Here is a 16,648-nt window from a genome sequence, read left to right on the forward strand (position 1 = left end):
CACTAACGCGCAGCTCTTTATCGGGCTAATGTCGGGCACCAGCGTCGACGGCGTGGACGGCGTGCTGGTACGGCTGGCCGACGGCCAGGCGCCGGCCGTGCTCGCCAGCGCCAGCCTCCCGATGCCGGCGGACCTGCGGCGCGAACTGCTGGCCCTGAACCAGTCCGGCGACGACGAACTGGCCCGCGCCGCGCTGGCTGCAAACGGGCTCGCCCGCCTGTACGCTCAGGCCGTGGCCGCCCTGCTCCAGCAAGCCGGTGTGCCAGCCGGCGATGTGACCGCCATCGGTGCGCATGGCCAGACTGTCCGGCACCGCCCCGATCTAGGCTACACCGTGCAGCTCAATGCCCCCGCCCTGCTGGCGGAATTGGCTGGCATCGACGTGGTGGCGGATTTCCGCAGCCGCGACGTGGCGGCGGGCGGCCAGGGCGCGCCGCTGGTGCCGCCCTTCCATGCCGCCATTTTCGGCGCGCCGCAAGGCCGCGCCGTCCTCAATCTGGGCGGCATCGCCAACGTGACACTGCTGGAACCCGGACACGCGCCCCGCGGCTTCGATACCGGCCCCGCCAACGTCCTGCTGGACGGCTGGTGCCAGCGTCACCTGGGCCTGCCGTATGACGCGGACGGCCGCTGGGCCGCGACGGGGCAGGTCCTGGCGCCGCTGCTGGAGCAGCTCCTGGCCAGCGAGCCCTGGTTCGCCCTGCCCCCGCCCAAGTCCACCGGACGCGACCTGTTCAACATGCAATGGCTGGACGATCGCCTGGCCGCGTTCGACGGCCCCAAGCCCGAGCCGCAAGACGTGCAGGCCACATTGCAGCGCCTGACGGCGCGCACGGTGGCCAACGCCGTCGATGCCGCGGCAGCAGGCACGCAGGAAGTCTTCGTCTGTGGCGGCGGCGCGCGCAACGCGGGCTTGATGCGCGAGCTGGCGTACTGCCTGCAACGGCCCGTGTACGCCACGGATACGTTGGGCGTGCCGGCGCAGGAAGTCGAGGCCCTGGCGTTCGCCTGGCTGGCGCAAGCCTTCGTGCAGCGCAGGCCGGCAGGCCTGCCCGCCGTCACTGGCGCGCACGGCCCGCGCATCCTGGGCGCGCTCTATCCCGCCTGAAAGCCGCGCGCCCATGCAAAAAAGCCCTTCGGCAAACCGAAGGGCTTTTTCTTTTCCTGCCCGGATGATTACACCGAGAACGAGGAACCGCAGCCGCAGGTGGTGCTGGCGTTGGGATTGCGGATGACGAACTGCGCGCCTTCCAGGTCTTCCTTGTAGTCGATCTCTGCGCCGACCAGGTACTGGAAGCTCATCGGGTCGACCAGCAGTTGCACGCCGGCCTTGTCCAGCACGGTGTCGTCATCGTTCACGACTTCGTCGAAGGTGAAGCCGTACTGGAAACCCGAACAGCCTCCACCCTGCACGAAAACGCGCAGCTTCAGCTCAGGATTGCCTTCTTCGGCCAACAGATCCTTCACCTTGGCCGCAGCCGAGTCGGTAAACACCAGGGGAGCAGGCGGGGCGGCCTGCAGGTCGACGGTTTCGGTCACTGCATTCATGGTTCACTCCTGGCCGGTTCGGCCATATTTCGGTGAGCGGCAACGGCGCTCGCATAGTGTCACTATAGCGCAGGGCTTGCGCAGACTCAAAGTTCGAGCTTGACGCTTCTTGACGCCCGGACGGTATCGCCCTCCAGGACGCTGACCGTCACGCTTTCGGGGACAAATCCCTCCGGCAGCGCCAGGATGCCCTGGCTGCGCTGGTATTGATCGAACTGCAGGGCCAGCGGCGAGGTCGGCGCGCTGTCGCCAGGGATGGCGACGGAGCCGGACTCGGCCTTGACCTGCATGGGCGCCAGATCCACCTTCACGGTTTCGCCCTTCAGGATGCCGGTGGCCTGGAACCGCAAGGCGCCCGAGAACGGGGAGGCGCCGTTGCGGCCGCTGCGCATCAACAGGACCTTGTAGCGCAGGCCGCCGCCGCTGCGGTCGATCTCGACGCCGCGGATATCCACCGAACCCTCGGGGCCCGGCGGCAACAACTGCTCATAGAACGCCAGCTGATCGCGCACCCTGCCGACTTCGGCTTGAGCCGCGCGCAGCTGCGTTTCCAGCTCCTGGCGCGCCGCGCGTTCGATGACGAGTTCGCCATCGGCGGTGTCGAGTTGCCCTTGCGTGTAGCGCAACTGCGTCGACTGCTGACGCCTGGCCTCTTCCGCGACCTCGGCCTGCCGGGCGCTGATCACCACGGCGTCCTGCGGCCGGTACAGCTTGCGGGCGTAGAAAAAACTGGCGGAGCCGCCCAGCAGCACGCCGATCAGCAAGCCCACGAGTACGCGTGCCAACCCGCCGGCGGGGCGAGACTGGGGCGTGGTGGAGGAATCGGCGGGCATAAAGAGCGGCGGCTTGCGGCCTTATGGCTGCAAGCCTGCGTACATCAGGGCAGGATCGCGACCTGGTCCAGGCCGGTCGATTCGGGGATGCCGAACATCAGGTTCATGTTCTGCACGGCCTGGCCGGCGGCGCCCTTGACCAGGTTGTCCTGGACCACCAGGACAATCAGCTGATCGCCATTGCCCGGACGGCTGAGCGCGATGCGCAGGTTGTTGGAAGCGCGCACCGAACGGGTTTCGGGCAGGCTGCCGGCAGGCATCACGTCGACGAAGGGCTCGTCGGCGTAGCGCTGTTCGAACAGGGCCTGGAAGTCCGTGTCGCGGGCTTCCGGCAGGATGCGCGCGTAGAGGGTGGAGAACATGCCGCGGATCATCGGCACCAGATGCGGCACGAAGGTCAGGCCGACCTGGCCGCCAGCGATCTTTTCCAGCTGCGCGACGATTTCAGGATGGTGACGGTGGCCGGCCACGCCGTAGGCCTTGAAGTTGTCGGAGGCTTCGGAGAAGAGCGAGCCCACTTCGGCCTTGCGGCCAGCGCCCGACACGCCCGACTTGCAGTCGGCGATCAGGGTCTGGGCATCGATCAGCTTCTTGCCGCCTTCGAGCAGCGGGGCCAGGCCCAGCAGCACGGTGGTGGGGTAGCAGCCGGGGTTGCCGATGACGCGGGCCTTGGAGATGGCCTCGCGGTTCAGCTCCACCAGGCCATACTGGGACTCGGCCAGGATGTCCGGGCAGGTGTGGGGAATCTTGTACCAGCGTTCGAAGGTGGGGATGTCCTGCAGGCGGAAGTCCGCGGCCAGGTCAATGACCTTGGTGCCCGCATTGATGAGTTCCTGGGCCTGGGCCATGGCCACGCCGTGGGGCGTCGCGAAGAACACGACGTCGCAATCCGTCAGCGTGGCCTTTTCCGGCGCCGAGAAGGCGAGGTTCACGCGGCCGCGCAGGTTCGGGTACATGTCAGCCACCGGCAGCCCGTCTTCCTTGCGGGACGTGATGGCGGTCAATTCCACATTGGGATGCTGCGACAGCAAGCGCAGCAGCTCGACGCCGGTGTAACCGGTGCCGCCGACGATACCAACCTTGATGCGGGTGTTCGATGCTTGGGCCATGATGTGTGCTCTTCGTAGAACGAGGATCGATTGTATCGCTCGGGAAAGCGGGTGTTGCGGCTAAGAGCCCGAAATGGCACCGCAGCCCTTCTTTCCGACCGGGCGGAATGCGCGGAGTTCCGCGCGGGACGCACAGCGGCCGAACGAAGTCCGGCGCTGGAACTGAAGGTGCGAAAAAAAGCCCGCCGAAGCGGGCTTTTTTGAGCAGCGTATTAACGCTTGCTGAACTGCTTGCGCCGACGTGCCTTGCGGAAGCCGACCTTCTTGCGTTCGACTTCGCGGGCATCGCGGGTGACAAAGCCAGCTTGCGACAGTGCGGGCTTCAGGGTCGCGTCGTAATCGATCAGGGCACGCGTGATGCCGTGACGGATTGCGCCGGCCTGGCCGGTTTCGCCGCCGCCGTGCACATTGACCTTGATGTCGAACGTTTCCAGGTGGCTGGTCAATTCCAGCGGCTGGCGCACGATCATGCGGCCGGTTTCGCGGGCGAAGAAGTCGTCGACGGGCTTGCCGTTGACAACGATCTTACCCGTGCCCTTCTTGATGAAAACGCGAGCCACCGAGGTTTTGCGACGGCCGGTTCCGTAATTCCAGTTACCGATCATGGCGTTTCCTTAGATATCCAGCGTCTTGGGCTGCTGGGCGGTGTGCGGGTGCTCGGCACCGGCGTACACCTTCAGTTTCTTGATCATGGCGTAGCCCAGAGGACCCTTGGGCAGCATGCCCTTGACAGCCTTCTGGATGGCGCGGCCGGGAAAACGCTCTTGCATCTTCTCGAAGTTCGTTTCACGGATACCGCCCGGGTACGTCGTGTGGCGGAAGTACTTCTTGTCCTTCGCCTTGGCGCCCGTAACAACGATATCGGCAGCGTTGACGATGACGATGTAGTCACCCGTATCAACGTGCGGCGTGAATTCAGGTTTGTGCTTGCCACGCAGACGACGTGCGACTTCGCTGGCCACACGACCGAGGACTTTGCCCTTGGCGTCGATCACAAACCAGTCACGTTGGACTTCATGCGGCTTGGCCACAAAGGTCTTCATGATGGTTCCTAAGAATAAAAATTTCCCTGGCTGGACCATCCAGCCAGTTTTTTTCCCTGAACTGGACCGAATCCCGGAAAAAACCACTAGGGTTTTCGACAGATTCAGTCGATATCAGCGTCTTGCCTAAGCGTTATTACCCGCCCGTGCATTGGCCAAAATGAGGGAAAGCCTGCGATTCTACCACAGCTGCTCAAAAAGTGGGCAACTCATTCGCGTTCGGGAAATGCGGCGACGGCGCCCTGAGGCGCCGCCACATCTGCCAATATCAGGGACACACGCCCCGATCAGGCGCCCAGATAGGCTTCCAGCACGCGGGGGTGGCCCAGCAGTTCACGGCCCGTGCCCGTCAGCGCCATGGCGCCGTTCTCCAGCACATAACCATGCTGCGCGATCTTCAGCGCCTGGCGCACGTTCTGCTCGACCAGGAACAGGGTCAGGCCGTCGGCGTTGATCGCGCGCAGGGAGCGGAAGATCTCCTGCACCACGATGGGCGCCAGCCCCATGGATGGCTCGTCCAGCAGCAGCAGGCGCGGCTTGGCCATCAAGGCCCGGCCGATGGCCAGCATCTGCTGTTCGCCGCCGGACAGGTTGCCGGCGATGCCAGTGATCCGTTCCTTCAGGCGCGGGAACAGGTTGAACACGTATTCCAGGTCCGAGTCGACGTTCTTGAGGCCGCGGCGGTAGGCGCCCAGCTCCAGGTTTTCGAGCACGGTCATGGTGGTGAGGATGGCCCGCCCTTCCGGCACCTGGACGATGCCGCGCGCCACCAGCTGATGGGGCGGCAGGTTGGTGATGTCCTCGCCTTCGAAGATGATCTTGCCGCGCGCCTTGGGCAACAGGCCCGACAACGCCAGCAGCGTGGTCGATTTGCCAGCGCCGTTGGCGCCGACCAGGGCGGTGATTTCCTTGGCGTTCAGGTCCAGGTCGATGCCGCGGACGGCCTCGATGTGGCCGTAATTGACCTCGAGGCCGCGGACTTCCAGCATGGCGCTCATTGTGCAGCCTCCGCGCAATGCGCTACGGTATTCGTCTTGGGAGCGGCCCGGCGACTCATTTGGCGGCCCCCGCTTGTTCGGTGTCTTCGTCGTCTTCGCGGCCCAGATAGGCTTCGATGACCTGTTCGTTGTTGCGGATCTCTTCGGGGCCGCCGCAAGCGATGATCTTGCCGAAGTTCAGCACCGCGATGCGCTCGCACAGGCCCATGACGAAACGCATGTCGTGCTCGATCATGAGGATGGTGTAGCCGCGGTCGCGGATCGCCAGGATCTCGTGCATGAGCTCGGCGCGTTCGCCGGTGTTCATGCCGGCAACCGGCTCGTCCAGCAGCAACAGCTTGGGCTCGGTGGCCAGCGCGCGCGCCAGTTCCAGGCGGCGCTGTTCGCCGTAGGACAGGTTATCGGCTAGATCGTTGGCCTTGTGGTCCAGGCGCATCCAGGTGAGCAGTTCGTGCGCGCGCTCGCGGGCGCGCTGCTCGTGCTCGCGGTAGCCCGGCAGGCCCAGCAGCAGGCTGGGGAAGCCGTAGTTCATATGGCGGTAGGCGCCCACCACCACGTTTTCCAGCAGCGTCATCTCCTTGAAGAGACGGATGTTCTGGAACGTGCGGGCGATGCCCATGCGCGTGATGCGGTGCGGCTTCGTGTTCAGGACGCTCTGGCCGTTGAACGTGATGGTGCCGCCGCTGGGCGGCAGCAGGCCGGTGATGAGGTTGAACACCGTGGTCTTGCCGGCGCCGTTGGGGCCGATCAGGCCAAAGATGGCGCCCTCGGGCACGGACAGGCTGACGTCATGCAGCACATGCAGGCCGCCGAAGCTCTTGGAGACGGAAGAAAGCTCAAGCATGGCGCTTGCCTCCCTGGCGTCCTTGGCGCATCCAGCGCTTGAAGCGCGCCGGATCCCAGATGCCTTGCGGCAGGAACAACACAATCACCACCAGAATCACTCCGTTCGCGATCAGACGCAGATCGGCAAAACCGCGCAGCATCTCGGGCAACACGGTAATGATGAAGCTGCCCAGCACAGGACCGGCCAGGCCGCCGATGCCGCCCAGGATGGCCATGGTCAGGATTTCCACGCCACGGTCGAAGCCGTATTCATTGGGACCGATGAAGAAGGTCAGGTGCGCGTTCAGGGCGCCGGCCAGACCCGCGATCATGGCGCCGGCCACGAAGGCCAGCATTTTGTTGGCGCGCACGTCGATGCCCATCAGGCCGGCCGCGGTTTCGTCGCCGCGGATGGCGTCGAACGAGCGTCCGATCTTGGAGGCGCGCACGCGCCACAGCACGAACAGCACGATGACGACCGCCAGCACCACATGCCACCACTGCGTCAGCTGCGGGATGCCGTTAAGGCCCAGCGCGCCGCCAGTGACGGACTCGGTGTTGAGGATGGTCACGCGGACCACTTCGCCAAAGCCCAGCGTGGCCATGGCGAGATAGACCCCGGACAGCCGTAAGGTCGGCAAACCTATCAGCGCCGCCACCAGCGCGGGCGCCGCCATGCCGCCGGCCAGGGCGACCGAGAACGGCGCGTCGTAGTTCATGGTGAGCAGCGCGGCGGCGTACGCCCCGATGCCCATGAAGGCTGCGTTGGCCATGGCCAGCATGCCGCAAGCCAGGGTCAGCCAGATGGAGAGAGCCAGCAAGGCGTTGGTGCCCAGCGTGAGCACCAAGTTGCCGTAGATGGCCCAGAAGTTTTCGAATCCGCTCATTCTTTAAGCCTTGCGTTGAACCACTTTGCCGAACAGACCTTGCGGGCGCACCAGCAGGATCAGGAACAGCAGGCCGAAAGCCACCGCATCGCGCATGGTGGAGCCGATGTAGGCCACCGACAGCACCTCGGCGAAACCCAGGAACAGGCCGCCCAGCATGGCGCCGCGGATGTCGCCCATGCCGCCCAGGATGATGACCGCGATGCCCTTGTGCAGCATCGGCTGGCCCATCAGGGGGAACAGCGCGTTCGAGTACAGGCCGATCAGCACGCCGGCCACGCCGCCCAGGGCGGCCGCGGCGAACGAGGTGGTGACGAACAGCTTTTCGACGTTGATGCCCAGCAGCCAGGCGGCCTTGGGCGATTCGGCGATGGCGCGCAGGGCGCGGCCGAATTGCGTGCGGCGCATGACGTACATCAGCACGGCCATCAGCGCGAAAGACAGGAAGATGATGCCCAGCTCGATCACCGTCAGGTGCAGGCCGGCGACCTCGATCACTTCCTCGGGCACGGTGCCGTGCGGGAAGCGCAGGTTGCTGGCACCGAAAATGCTCTGGGCGCCGTTATTCAGGATGATGCCTACGCCGATGGTGGCGATCATGGGAATCAAGTGGGGCGCGTTGCGCTTGCGCAGCGGCTTGAGCACCAGGTAATCGATGATGACCCCGGTGAAGCCCGCGACGAAGAACGCGGCCATCAGCCCGGCCCACAGGGGCAGGCTGAATTGCTGCACGACGAACAGTGCCGCGTAGGCGCCAACCATGAAGACGGCGCCATGCGCCAGGTTGATCACCCCGAGCACGCCGAAGATCAGCGTGAAGCCCAGCGCGAACAGTGCATACACACAGCCCAGCGACAAGGCATTGACGAATTGTTGTTCGAACATGATGGGACTTTCCAAAGCTGTGAGGGCCCCATGCAGTGCCCACTGCATGGCCTTGAGCCTCCCGGCAGGGAGGCGCTTCTTCTAGGGTGAGGGCCCTGCGATAAAAAGCGCCTTGCGGACGGCCACGCCGTCCGCAAGGCGCATCCCCCCCGCGCGGGGATGCGTAGCGCTTACTTCTCGATGACGTACTTGCCGTCCTTCGTCACGCTGACGATGGGGGCCTGGTCGGCGTCGTAGCCGGCGGGCTTGCCGGCGCGGTCGTTGGCCTGGCGGAACTTGAACGGGCCGGTGGCGCCGGTCCAGGTCACCGAAGGCAGCGCATCGCGCAGGGCCGCGCGATCCTTGGGCAGATCGCCGGAGAGCTTGACGTTCTTCAGCGCCTGGGCGGCGATGTACATGGCGTCATACGACTGGGCCGCGAACTGGTCGGGCGCGCCGTTGAACTTGGCCTTGTAGGCGCCGATGAACTTGACGTTCTCGGGGGCCTTGTTCTCGATCGACCAGGGGCTGCCGATCCACAGATTGTTCGACGCGCCGCCGGGGGCCAGGTCGAAAATCTTGACCGAGTTCATGCCGTTGCCGCCGATGACCGGCACGTTCAGGCCCAGTTGGCGGGCCTGGACCATGATCGGTGCGCCTTCGGCCAGCAGTGCGGACAGCACGATGGCGTCGGGGTTGGTGCCCTTGATCTTGGTCAGCTGGGCCTTGAAGTCCACGTCGCCCTTGGCGAACGTTTCGGTCGTGGTGACCGGGATCTTCTGGTCTTCCAGGGCCTTCTTGAAGTTGTCGTAGCCGCTCTTGGTGAAGACGTCGTCGTTGCCGTAGAGCACCGCCACGTTCTTCAGGCCGGTCTTGGCCTTGACGGTGGAGATGGTGGCCGGCAGCACGTCGGCTTCGGTGACCGAGTTGCGGAACACGTAGTTGCCGATGGAGGTGATGCCGTCGGCGGTATTGGAGGTGCCGAAGGCGACCGTCTTGGCAGCCTGGGCGATCGGGTCGGCGGCCTGGGCCGAGTTCGACAGCGTCGGGCCGAAGACCATCAGGACGTTGTCCTTGAAGATCAGCTTCTTGAAGACGTTGATCGCTTCTTCTTTCTTGCCTTGTTCGTCCTCGACCACGAGCACGATCTTGTTGCCGTTGATGCCACCGGCGGCGTTGATTTCATCAGCGGCCAGCTGGAAACCATTGCGGATCGACACGCCGTACTGGGCGGCGCCGCCCGACAGGGCTTCGGCCACGCCGATCTTGATGTCAGCCGCGTGGGCAGCCGGGACGATACCGGCAGCGATCAGCGCGGCCAGCAGCTTCTTGGTCTTGGATTGCATGGTTGTTACCACCTTAAAGTCTGTCTCGGAATATTGGTATCCGGGCTGATGTAATCCTGCCGGATTGACGTCGGATGCCGCCTAAAGGCGCCATGTTTGCGCGTCAAGACCCGGGATATTACTCCTTTGTATCAGGCGGCTACTCGAACGCCATTCAACAAAAGCCTACAAACCGCCCATTTTTTTGTAAAAAACGCGTGGTTACTAGCAAAAACCCTAACGTTCACCGAATGTTATTCGGCAGGCGTAAGTGTCCTACGTTCTGGCCGATAACGCTACGCCCAAGTATTGGTCGTACGCGCTTTCAGTCAGGCGGAACCATGGCATTTCGCTGTCGCGAAAACCCATGTAACTATCATGTATCGCCTTGAATCTGGCGTCTTTGGCAGCCAAATCCTTGTAGAGCTGCTGCGTGGCCTCGAACGCCAGATCCATGATGGACCGCGGGAATGTACGGATTTGGGCGCCGCTTGCCGTCAATTGGGTCAGGGCGGCTGCATTGCGCGCGTCGTAGCGGGCGATGGTGGCGGCATGCGCGGCCTGCGCGGCGGCGTCCACCACGGCCTGGTAGTTCTTGGGCAACGCGTTCCAGGCCTCGTCATTGATATAGAGCGACAGCTGTTCGCCCGGTGCCCACCAGCCGGGTGCGTAGTAATACTTAGCAACCTTATTGAGCCCGAGCTTGTTGTCGTCGTAGGGGCCCGCGCCCGCCACCGCCTGCAGGCCGTCCTTCTCGAAGGCCTCGGTCAGCTTGGCGAGATCGGCCTGCTGCGGCGCCACGCCCAGCTTGGCCAGCACGTCGCCGGCCAGGCCGCCGACGCGCATTTTCAGGTCTTTCAGGTCGCCGGCGCGCTTGATTTCCTTGGTGAACCAGCCGCCCATCTGGGCGCCGGTATTGCCCAAGGGAAAGTTGATGATTTTTTCAGGCTTGAAGAGTTCGCGGGTCAGCCTCAGGCCGCCGCCTTCGCTCATCCAGGCGTTCATCTGCCTGGCGTTCAGGCCGAAGGGCACGGCGGCGTCAAAGCAGAAGACGGGGTTCTTGGCGTAGTAGGCGCGGGACGAGGCATGGCCGCATTCCACCTTCTTGGTGGAGACCGCTTCCATCAGGTCCGCGGCGGGCACGATTTCGCCCTCGGGAAAGTGGCGGATGTTGAACTTTCCGCCCGTGGCTTCCGAGACGAACTTGCAGAAGCTTTCGCCGGCGCCGATGCGCAGATCCAGGGTGCTGGGGAAACCGGACGACAGGCGCCAGCTCAATGACGGCATGTCCTGCGCGAACGCGGGCGCGCTGACGGCGGCTCCGGTGGCGACAGCGCCGAGACCGGCGTGCTTCAAGAACGAACGTCGTTGCATCTCTTTGCTCCTTTACAGCAACACCTGGGACATCAAGCGATACCCGCCGGATATTACACGCTGAGTTTGGCCTGCCTTGCCACACTAGTCAGGTAAGGGATTGCAAAGACCGGAACGACTGCGGGGATCCGCAAGACGGCCGCGGCGCATCAGGCCGCGGCCGTGCGCAGGATCAGGTCCCGGCGATCGCCATCTGCTCGATCAGGATCGAGCCGGTGGTCTTGGTGCCGCGCGAGATGGTGTCGGCGCCGACCGCCACGATCTGCTTGAACATGTCCGCCAGGTTGCCGGCAATGGTGATTTCCTGCACCGCGTGCTGGATCTGGCCGTTTTCCACCCAGTAGCCGAACGCGCCGCGCGAGTAGTCGCCGGTGACGTAGTTGACGCCCTGGCCGATCAGTTCGGTGACGAGAAAGCCCGTGCCCAGCTTCTTGAGCATGGCTTCGAAATCGTCGCCGCGGCGGGTCTTCGTGGAACTGAACACCAGGTTATGCGAGCCGCCGGCGTTGCCGGTGGTGGTCATGCCCAGCTTGCGGGCGGTGTAGGACGACAGGAAATAGCCTTCCAGCACCCCGGCCGACACCACGCTGCGGCGGCGCGTGCGCACGCCTTCGTCGTCGAAGGGCGAGCTGCCCATGGCGCCGCGGATGTGCGGATCCTCGGTCAGGTTGATGTGTTCGGGGAAGATGGGCTTGCCCAGCGCGTCCAGCAGGAAACTGGCCTTGCGGTACAGCGCGCCGCCGTTGGCGGCCTGGGTCAAGGCACCCACCAGCCCCAGCGCCAGCGGCGCTTCGAACAGGACGGGAAACTTGCCGGTACGGATGCGGCGGGCCGACAGGCGCGACAGCGTGCGCTCGGCGGCGTAGCGGCCGACGGCCTCGGGCGAAGCCAGCTTGGCCGGATCGCGCTCGGAGGTGTACCAGTAGTCGCGCTGCATGCCGTTGCCGCGGCCGGCAATGGGCGCGACCGACAGGCTGTGGCGCGAATACGGGTAGCCGCCGAGGAAGCCGCGCGTGTTGCCCATCACGAATTGGCCTTCGTAGGTGCCCACGGTGGCGCCATCGGTATTGGTGATGCGCGGATCGACTTCGCGGGCGGCGCGCTCGGCGCGCAGCGCCAGTTCGGCCGCTTCTTCGGTGGACACGCTCCAGGCGCGGTGCAGGTCCAGGTCGGGGAATTCGGTGGCCAGTTGATCGGCGTCGGGCAGACCGGCAGCCGGATCGGCGGCGGTATGGCGCGCGATGTGCCAGGCGGCCTCGACCGTCTGGCGCAAGGCCGCTTCGGAAAAGTCGGAGGTGGAGGCGGAACCGCGGCTCTGGCCGGCGTAGACCGTCAGGTCCAGCGAGCGGTCGCGGGTCTGTTCGACGGTTTCGATGTCGTTCTTGCGCACGGAGACCGACAGGCCCAGGCTTTCCGAGACTTCCGCCGCGGCGTCGGAGGCGCCGATCTGGCGCGCGTAGGCGAGGGTTTGTTCGACGAGTTCGGAAAAACGCGCGTGATTCGCCGCCAGCGGCAAGGATGAGGAGGTTTTAACCATTGCAGTCCAATTTGCAGAGACGGTTATCATAGCCAAGTCTGTCATTGCGCAGTTTTCCATGAATTCCCATACTGAAGAAGAATCCGTCGACGACGGTTACGACGAGAACGGTTACGACCGTCCCAGCAAGTCCCAGGTCAAGCGCGACATGCACGCCTTGCTGGACCTGGGCAAACAGCTGATCGAACTGTCCCCCGAACGCCTCAAGCAGCTGCCGCTGGCCGAGCGCCTCTATGAGGCGATCCGCACCGCGCAGCGCACCACCGGGCGCGAGGGCAAGCGACGCCAGGTGCACTTTGTGGGCAAGCTGATGCGCGACGCGCCGGCCGACGAGATCCGCGCCCAGCTCGACGTCTGGGAAAACGGATCGCGCGAGGAAACCGCCGCCATGCACCGGCTGGAGACGCTGCGCGACCGCCTGCTGGATGACGACGACGCCCTGACCAAGCTGCTGCTCAATAATCCGCAAGCGGATGCCCAGCAAATGCGCGCCCTGATCCGGGCCGCCCGCAAGGAAAGGCAGGGCAACGCTGCCCTGCTGCAAGGCCAGGAGCCGCAAAAGAAGCACTACCGCGCGCTGTTCCAGGCCCTGAAGACCCTCACCCTCTGATTTTCACCGTCCGCCGTCCATGAACGCTCCCGACCTGCTCGATTGCATCGAGATCGAAACCGCCCCCAATCCCACGCACGCCGTGATCTGGCTGCACGGCCTGGGCGCCGACGGCAACGACTTCGCGCCCATCGTGCCGGAGCTGGACCTGCCGGCCGGCGCATCGGTGCGCTTCGTGTTCCCGAACGCGCCGGTGCAGCGCGTCACGATAAATAACGGCATGGCGATGCGTTCCTGGTACGACATCCTGGTCATGGACCTGGTGCGCGTCGAGGACGCCCGCGGCATCCGCGCCTCGGAAGCCGCGATCCACAAGCTGATCGCGCGCGAGAACGCGCGCGGCATTCCGACCGCCAAGATCGTGCTGGCGGGCTTTTCGCAGGGCTGCGCCATGACTCTGCACACGGGCATCCGCCTGCCGGAAAAGCTGGCGGGCATGATGGGTTTGTCGGGCTATCTGCCGCTGCTGGATACGGCCGAGGCCGAACGCAACAGCGCCAATCAGGACACGCCCATCTTCCTGGCCCACGGCCAATATGACCCGGTGGTGTCGCTGCCGCGCGCCCAGGCCTCGTTGGCCGAACTGCAACGGCTGGGCTACGACGTGCAATGGCACACCTACCCGATGCCTCACTCGGTCTGCGCCGAGGAAGTGGCTGACATCTCGAAATTCCTGAACCAGGTCCTGATCTGAGGACCAGGCGGGGCCGCGCAAGGCGGCCCTGATCCCGGCGCAGGGGCGCCGCGCGCCCTGCCCCGTCACTCGCAGGCCCTGGCGGCCTGCGATTTCATTTTGTATACCAACTGGTATCCCCGCCTGGAATTTTCGTGGGCTGGCTTTCGCTCGTCCATAGAGAAAAACGCCAACTGCAAAAAGCTTGTCGCCTATTTGTATTGAATATAGTATTCGATCCAAGCCTTACCGGCCCGGGCGACCAGTTCGGGCTTCCCTGTTGTTGTTGTCGATCCATCCCATTGGCCGTGTTGCGCCGGGTTTCGGCGTGGCATTCAAGACGCAGGAGAAAGTCCCGTGAAATCCTTGCCATCGCCCCGTCTGGCGGCTGCGGCGCTGTTCGCGCTGTTCGCCCCCCTGGCCGCCCAGGCCGAAGCCCTCAATCCCCCCGTGAAGGTCCGCTACGAAGAAGTGGTGCGGTCGATTCTTTACGTGCCCAAATACGTGGCCCTGTCGCAGGGCTACTTCAAGGACGCCGGCCTGGACGTGTCCATGAAGACCTCGCAAGGCACCGACAAGGGCATGACCGCCCTGCTGTCCGGCAGCGCCGACATCGTGCTGATCGGCCCCGAGGCCTCCATCTACGTCCACAACAGCGAATCGCCGGTCAAGCCCAAGATCTTCGCCGGACTGACCGCCACCGACGGCTTCTTCCTGCTGGCGCGCAAGCCGGTGGAAAAGTTCGACTGGTCCATGCTCAAGGGCAAGGAAGTGATCGGCTTCCGGCCCGGGTCCAATCCCATCGTGTTCCTGGAAACGGCGCTGCGCAAGCATGGCGTGGACCCGCAAAAGGACGTGAAGCTGCTGAACAACATCGGCATCCCGGCGCGCGCTGGCGCGTGGATGGCCGGCCAGGGCGAATACGGCATCTTTCTTGAACCCGAGGCCGGCGAACTGGTGCGCAACGGCAAGGGCTACATCGTCGCTTCCGTGGGCCATGAGGTCGGCCAAGTGGACTACACCGTGTTCACGGCCACCGACAAATACATCCGCGACAACCCCAAGGTCATCCAGGCCTGGACCAACGTGGTGGCCCGCGCCGAAAAATACGTGAAGGACACGCCCGCCGCCACGCTGACGCCGCAGATCATGAGCTATTTCCCCGGCATGGACCAGGCCGCGGTGACCGAAGCCATCGAGCGCTACAAGAAATACCAGATCTGGAAGACCACGCCGCTGGTGACGGCCGAGGCCATGAACCAGCTGCAGGACATGCTGATCGCCAGCGCCGTCATGAAGGACAGCGCCCGCGTGAAGTACGAAGACGTGGTGGTGGCCGACTTCGCCAAGAAGGCCCAATGATGGGCGCCGTCGTCCACAACCTGAAGCCGGAAACCGCCACGGCGAAGATCGAACTGCGCGAGGTCTGTCTTTCCTATTTCACGCAGGAAGGCGAGACCGAGGCGCTGGCTAACGTGTCGTTCACGCTGGCGGCGGGCGAATTCGTCAGCCTGATCGGACAAAGCGGCTGCGGCAAGAGCACGCTGCTGTCCCTGATCGCCGGGCTGATCCCGCCCACCTCCGGTGCGGTGATGATAGACGGCCAGGCCGTGACCAAACCCAATCCGCGCATCGGCTACATGCTGCAGCAGGACTACCTGTTCGAGTGGCGCACCATCCTGGACAACGTCATGCTGGGCGCGGAGATCCAGGGCCGGCGCGACGCGCGCAGCGAGGCGCGCGCCGTGCATCTGCTGGAAAAATGCGGACTGGGCGCGTTCCTGTCGCACACGCCGCGCCAGTTGTCGGGCGGCATGCGCCAGCGCGCCGCGCTGGCCCGCACCCTGGTCACCGAGCCCGACGTGATCCTGCTGGACGAGCCCTTCTCGGCGCTCGATTCGCAGACCCGGCTGGCGATCTCCGATGAAGTGGTGGACATCCTGCGCCGCGAAGGCAAGACCGTGGTGCTGGTCACGCACGACATCGGCGAAGCCATCGCCATGACGGACCGCGTGATCGTGCTGTCGCGCCGGCCCGGCCGCCTGAAGAGCCAGTACCGCATCCACTACGGCGATGGCCAGGTTCGGCCGACGCCGTTCCAGGCGCGCTCGCGGCCGGAATTCAATACCTACTTCAAACAGCTGTGGGACGAGCTCGATGTCCACGTGGAGGGTTGACCCATGAACGCGCCCGTCGCCAACACCGTTCCGCTGCGCGCCGTGCGCGCACCCAGCGAGAAGTACTTGAACTACCTGCGGCGCGACCGCGCGCGCCGCAGGCACATCCGCATCGCGCAAGCCCTGCTGTTGGTGGTCTTTCTGTGCGCCTGGGAAATCCTGCCGCGCATGCACATCCTCAACCCGCTCTTGACCAGCTATCCCAGCGCGCTGTGGCCGACCTTCATCGAACTCTGGAACAACGGCAACCTGGGCAAGCACATCATGACCACGCTGAGCGCCACGCTGGTGGGCTTCGGCCTGAGCATGGCGATCGGCATCGTGGTGGCCGCCGCGCTATGGTGGTCCGACTTCCTCTACAAGGTGCTGGACCCCTTCCTGGTGGTGGCCAACGCCATGCCCAAGATCGCCTTCGTGCCGATCTTCTATCTGTGGCTGGGTTCGGATTACGCGGTGTACGGCATGGCCGTGGCGATCGCGGTGTTCGTGACCATCATGGTGATCTACGCGGGCTTCCGGGGCATAGACCTGAACAAGGTCAAGCTGGCACACACCTTTGGCGCCAGCCGCTGGCAGGTGCTGACCAAGGTGGTGCTGCCGGGCAGCGTTCCCACGCTGATCGCGGCCGTGAAGATGAATATCGGCCTGGCGCTGGTGGGGGTCATCGTGGGCGAGTTCCAGTCGGCGGATTCCGGCCTGGGCTTTCTCATCATGAACGGCAGCCAGGTGTTCAAGCTGAACATCGTCATGACGGCCATTGCCATCCTGGCCGTGATCTCCAGCGTGATGTACCTGATCGTCTACCGCATCGAAGCCGCCATCGCGCGGCGCTACGGATAAGGAGC

The 16,648-nt window shown here is 64.6% G+C and carries 18 protein-coding genes; 6 read left to right on the plus strand and 12 right to left on the minus strand.

Annotated features, from left to right (window positions below; genetic code table 11):
• Positions 1 to 28 precede the first annotated feature (28 nt).
• The gene (locus FOC84_RS09190; protein ID WP_173150035.1) at positions 29 to 1,108 is read left to right on the plus strand and encodes an anhydro-N-acetylmuramic acid kinase; all 1,080 of its coding nucleotides are present in this window, start codon (positions 29 to 31) and stop codon (positions 1,106 to 1,108) included.
• 68 nt (positions 1,109 to 1,176) lie between these two features.
• Here the strand turns inward: FOC84_RS09190 and erpA are convergent, their stop codons facing one another.
• The 12 genes from erpA to pmbA form a co-directional block, all read right to left on the minus strand.
• Positions 1,177 to 1,548: an iron-sulfur cluster insertion protein ErpA gene (gene erpA, locus FOC84_RS09195; RefSeq protein ID WP_013391415.1), complete on the minus strand. Its 372-nt coding sequence runs from the start codon at positions 1,546 to 1,548 to the stop codon at positions 1,177 to 1,179.
• 86 nt (positions 1,549 to 1,634) lie between these two features.
• Positions 1,635 to 2,381 carry a DUF6776 family protein gene (locus FOC84_RS09200; protein ID WP_173144148.1) on the minus strand — a complete coding sequence of 249 codons (747 nt, stop codon included), beginning with the start codon at positions 2,379 to 2,381 and terminating at the stop codon, positions 1,635 to 1,637.
• 44 nt (positions 2,382 to 2,425) lie between these two features.
• Positions 2,426 to 3,490 (minus strand): N-acetyl-gamma-glutamyl-phosphate reductase, encoded by a 1,065-nt coding sequence (gene argC / locus FOC84_RS09205; protein ID WP_173144149.1) that lies wholly within the window; start codon positions 3,488 to 3,490, stop codon positions 2,426 to 2,428.
• A gap of 212 nt (positions 3,491 to 3,702) precedes the next feature.
• Positions 3,703 to 4,095 carry a 30S ribosomal protein S9 gene (gene rpsI / locus FOC84_RS09210; protein ID WP_173144150.1) on the minus strand — a complete coding sequence of 131 codons (393 nt, stop codon included), beginning with the start codon at positions 4,093 to 4,095 and terminating at the stop codon, positions 3,703 to 3,705.
• 9 nt (positions 4,096 to 4,104) lie between these two features.
• Positions 4,105 to 4,533, minus strand: a complete 429-nt coding sequence (gene rplM, locus FOC84_RS09215; protein ID WP_013391412.1) for a 50S ribosomal protein L13 — start codon at positions 4,531 to 4,533, stop codon at positions 4,105 to 4,107.
• A 287-nt stretch (positions 4,534 to 4,820) separates the two neighbouring features.
• Complete coding sequence (locus tag FOC84_RS09220) at positions 4,821 to 5,531, minus strand: ABC transporter ATP-binding protein (RefSeq protein ID WP_173144151.1); 711 nt, start codon at positions 5,529 to 5,531, stop codon at positions 4,821 to 4,823.
• 55 nt (positions 5,532 to 5,586) lie between these two features.
• On the minus strand, positions 5,587 to 6,375 hold the full coding sequence (locus FOC84_RS09225; RefSeq protein WP_173144152.1) for an ABC transporter ATP-binding protein: 789 nt from the start codon (positions 6,373 to 6,375) through the stop codon (positions 5,587 to 5,589).
• Complete coding sequence (locus tag FOC84_RS09230; protein WP_173144153.1) at positions 6,368 to 7,243, minus strand: branched-chain amino acid ABC transporter permease; 876 nt, start codon at positions 7,241 to 7,243, stop codon at positions 6,368 to 6,370. The genes FOC84_RS09225 and FOC84_RS09230 overlap by 8 nt, the downstream gene beginning before the upstream one ends.
• Before the next feature lie 3 nt (positions 7,244 to 7,246).
• Positions 7,247 to 8,128: a branched-chain amino acid ABC transporter permease gene (locus FOC84_RS09235; RefSeq protein ID WP_041652165.1), complete on the minus strand. Its 882-nt coding sequence runs from the start codon at positions 8,126 to 8,128 to the stop codon at positions 7,247 to 7,249.
• A 170-nt stretch (positions 8,129 to 8,298) separates the two neighbouring features.
• Positions 8,299 to 9,453, minus strand: a complete 1,155-nt coding sequence (locus FOC84_RS09240) for an ABC transporter substrate-binding protein (protein WP_173144154.1) — start codon at positions 9,451 to 9,453, stop codon at positions 8,299 to 8,301.
• 255 nt (positions 9,454 to 9,708) lie between these two features.
• Positions 9,709 to 10,806, minus strand: a complete 1,098-nt coding sequence (locus FOC84_RS09245) for a TRAP transporter substrate-binding protein (protein WP_173144155.1) — start codon at positions 10,804 to 10,806, stop codon at positions 9,709 to 9,711.
• Between the two features lie 172 nt (positions 10,807 to 10,978).
• On the minus strand, positions 10,979 to 12,343 hold the full coding sequence (gene pmbA / locus FOC84_RS09250) for a metalloprotease PmbA (protein ID WP_173144156.1): 1,365 nt from the start codon (positions 12,341 to 12,343) through the stop codon (positions 10,979 to 10,981).
• A gap of 58 nt (positions 12,344 to 12,401) precedes the next feature.
• On the opposite strand from pmbA, the gene yjgA reads away from it, so the two are divergent.
• The 5 genes from yjgA to FOC84_RS09275 all read left to right on the plus strand — a co-directional run bounded on the left by yjgA (position 12,402) and on the right by FOC84_RS09275 (position 16,643).
• Positions 12,402 to 12,953 carry a ribosome biogenesis factor YjgA gene (gene yjgA / locus FOC84_RS09255; RefSeq protein WP_173144157.1) on the plus strand — a complete coding sequence of 184 codons (552 nt, stop codon included), beginning with the start codon at positions 12,402 to 12,404 and terminating at the stop codon, positions 12,951 to 12,953.
• Between the two features lie 19 nt (positions 12,954 to 12,972).
• Complete coding sequence (locus FOC84_RS09260) at positions 12,973 to 13,647, plus strand: alpha/beta hydrolase (protein WP_173144158.1); 675 nt, start codon at positions 12,973 to 12,975, stop codon at positions 13,645 to 13,647.
• Positions 13,648 to 13,983: 336 nt separating this feature from the next.
• Positions 13,984 to 14,988 carry an ABC transporter substrate-binding protein gene (locus FOC84_RS09265; RefSeq protein ID WP_173144159.1) on the plus strand — a complete coding sequence of 335 codons (1,005 nt, stop codon included), beginning with the start codon at positions 13,984 to 13,986 and terminating at the stop codon, positions 14,986 to 14,988.
• Positions 14,988 to 15,803: an ABC transporter ATP-binding protein gene (locus FOC84_RS09270; protein WP_173150036.1), complete on the plus strand. Its 816-nt coding sequence runs from the start codon at positions 14,988 to 14,990 to the stop codon at positions 15,801 to 15,803. Before FOC84_RS09265 ends, FOC84_RS09270 begins: the two co-directional genes overlap by 1 nt.
• A gap of 3 nt (positions 15,804 to 15,806) precedes the next feature.
• Positions 15,807 to 16,643 (plus strand): ABC transporter permease, encoded by an 837-nt coding sequence (locus tag FOC84_RS09275; RefSeq protein WP_173144160.1) that lies wholly within the window; start codon positions 15,807 to 15,809, stop codon positions 16,641 to 16,643.
• The last annotated feature ends 5 nt before the right edge of the window (positions 16,644 to 16,648 follow it).

This window comes from Achromobacter pestifer (genome assembly GCF_013267355.1).
GTDB lineage: Bacteria > Pseudomonadota > Gammaproteobacteria > Burkholderiales > Burkholderiaceae_B > Achromobacter > Achromobacter pestifer_A.

Excerpts from the sequence above, each read along its gene's own strand:
- FOC84_RS09190 (WP_173150035.1), top strand. The coding sequence starts at position 29 with ATGTCGGGCACCAGCGTCGACGGCGTGGACGGCGTGCTGGTACGGCTG.
- erpA (WP_013391415.1), bottom strand. The coding sequence starts at position 1,548 with ATGAATGCAGTGACCGAAACCGTCGACCTGCAGGCCGCCCCGCCTGCT.
- FOC84_RS09200 (WP_173144148.1), bottom strand. The coding sequence starts at position 2,381 with ATGCCCGCCGATTCCTCCACCACGCCCCAGTCTCGCCCCGCCGGCGGG.
- argC (WP_173144149.1), bottom strand. The coding sequence starts at position 3,490 with ATGGCCCAAGCATCGAACACCCGCATCAAGGTTGGTATCGTCGGCGGC.
- rpsI (WP_173144150.1), bottom strand. The coding sequence starts at position 4,095 with ATGATCGGTAACTGGAATTACGGAACCGGCCGTCGCAAAACCTCGGTG.
- rplM (WP_013391412.1), bottom strand. The coding sequence starts at position 4,533 with ATGAAGACCTTTGTGGCCAAGCCGCATGAAGTCCAACGTGACTGGTTT.
- FOC84_RS09220 (WP_173144151.1), bottom strand. The coding sequence starts at position 5,531 with ATGAGCGCCATGCTGGAAGTCCGCGGCCTCGAGGTCAATTACGGCCAC.
- FOC84_RS09225 (WP_173144152.1), bottom strand. The coding sequence starts at position 6,375 with ATGCTTGAGCTTTCTTCCGTCTCCAAGAGCTTCGGCGGCCTGCATGTG.
- FOC84_RS09230 (WP_173144153.1), bottom strand. The coding sequence starts at position 7,243 with ATGAGCGGATTCGAAAACTTCTGGGCCATCTACGGCAACTTGGTGCTC.
- FOC84_RS09235 (WP_041652165.1), bottom strand. The coding sequence starts at position 8,128 with ATGTTCGAACAACAATTCGTCAATGCCTTGTCGCTGGGCTGTGTGTAT.
- FOC84_RS09240 (WP_173144154.1), bottom strand. The coding sequence starts at position 9,453 with ATGCAATCCAAGACCAAGAAGCTGCTGGCCGCGCTGATCGCTGCCGGT.
- FOC84_RS09245 (WP_173144155.1), bottom strand. The coding sequence starts at position 10,806 with ATGCAACGACGTTCGTTCTTGAAGCACGCCGGTCTCGGCGCTGTCGCC.
- pmbA (WP_173144156.1), bottom strand. The coding sequence starts at position 12,343 with ATGGTTAAAACCTCCTCATCCTTGCCGCTGGCGGCGAATCACGCGCGT.
- yjgA (WP_173144157.1), top strand. The coding sequence starts at position 12,402 with ATGAATTCCCATACTGAAGAAGAATCCGTCGACGACGGTTACGACGAG.
- FOC84_RS09260 (WP_173144158.1), top strand. The coding sequence starts at position 12,973 with ATGAACGCTCCCGACCTGCTCGATTGCATCGAGATCGAAACCGCCCCC.
- FOC84_RS09270 (WP_173150036.1), top strand. The coding sequence starts at position 14,988 with ATGGGCGCCGTCGTCCACAACCTGAAGCCGGAAACCGCCACGGCGAAG.
- FOC84_RS09275 (WP_173144160.1), top strand. The coding sequence starts at position 15,807 with ATGAACGCGCCCGTCGCCAACACCGTTCCGCTGCGCGCCGTGCGCGCA.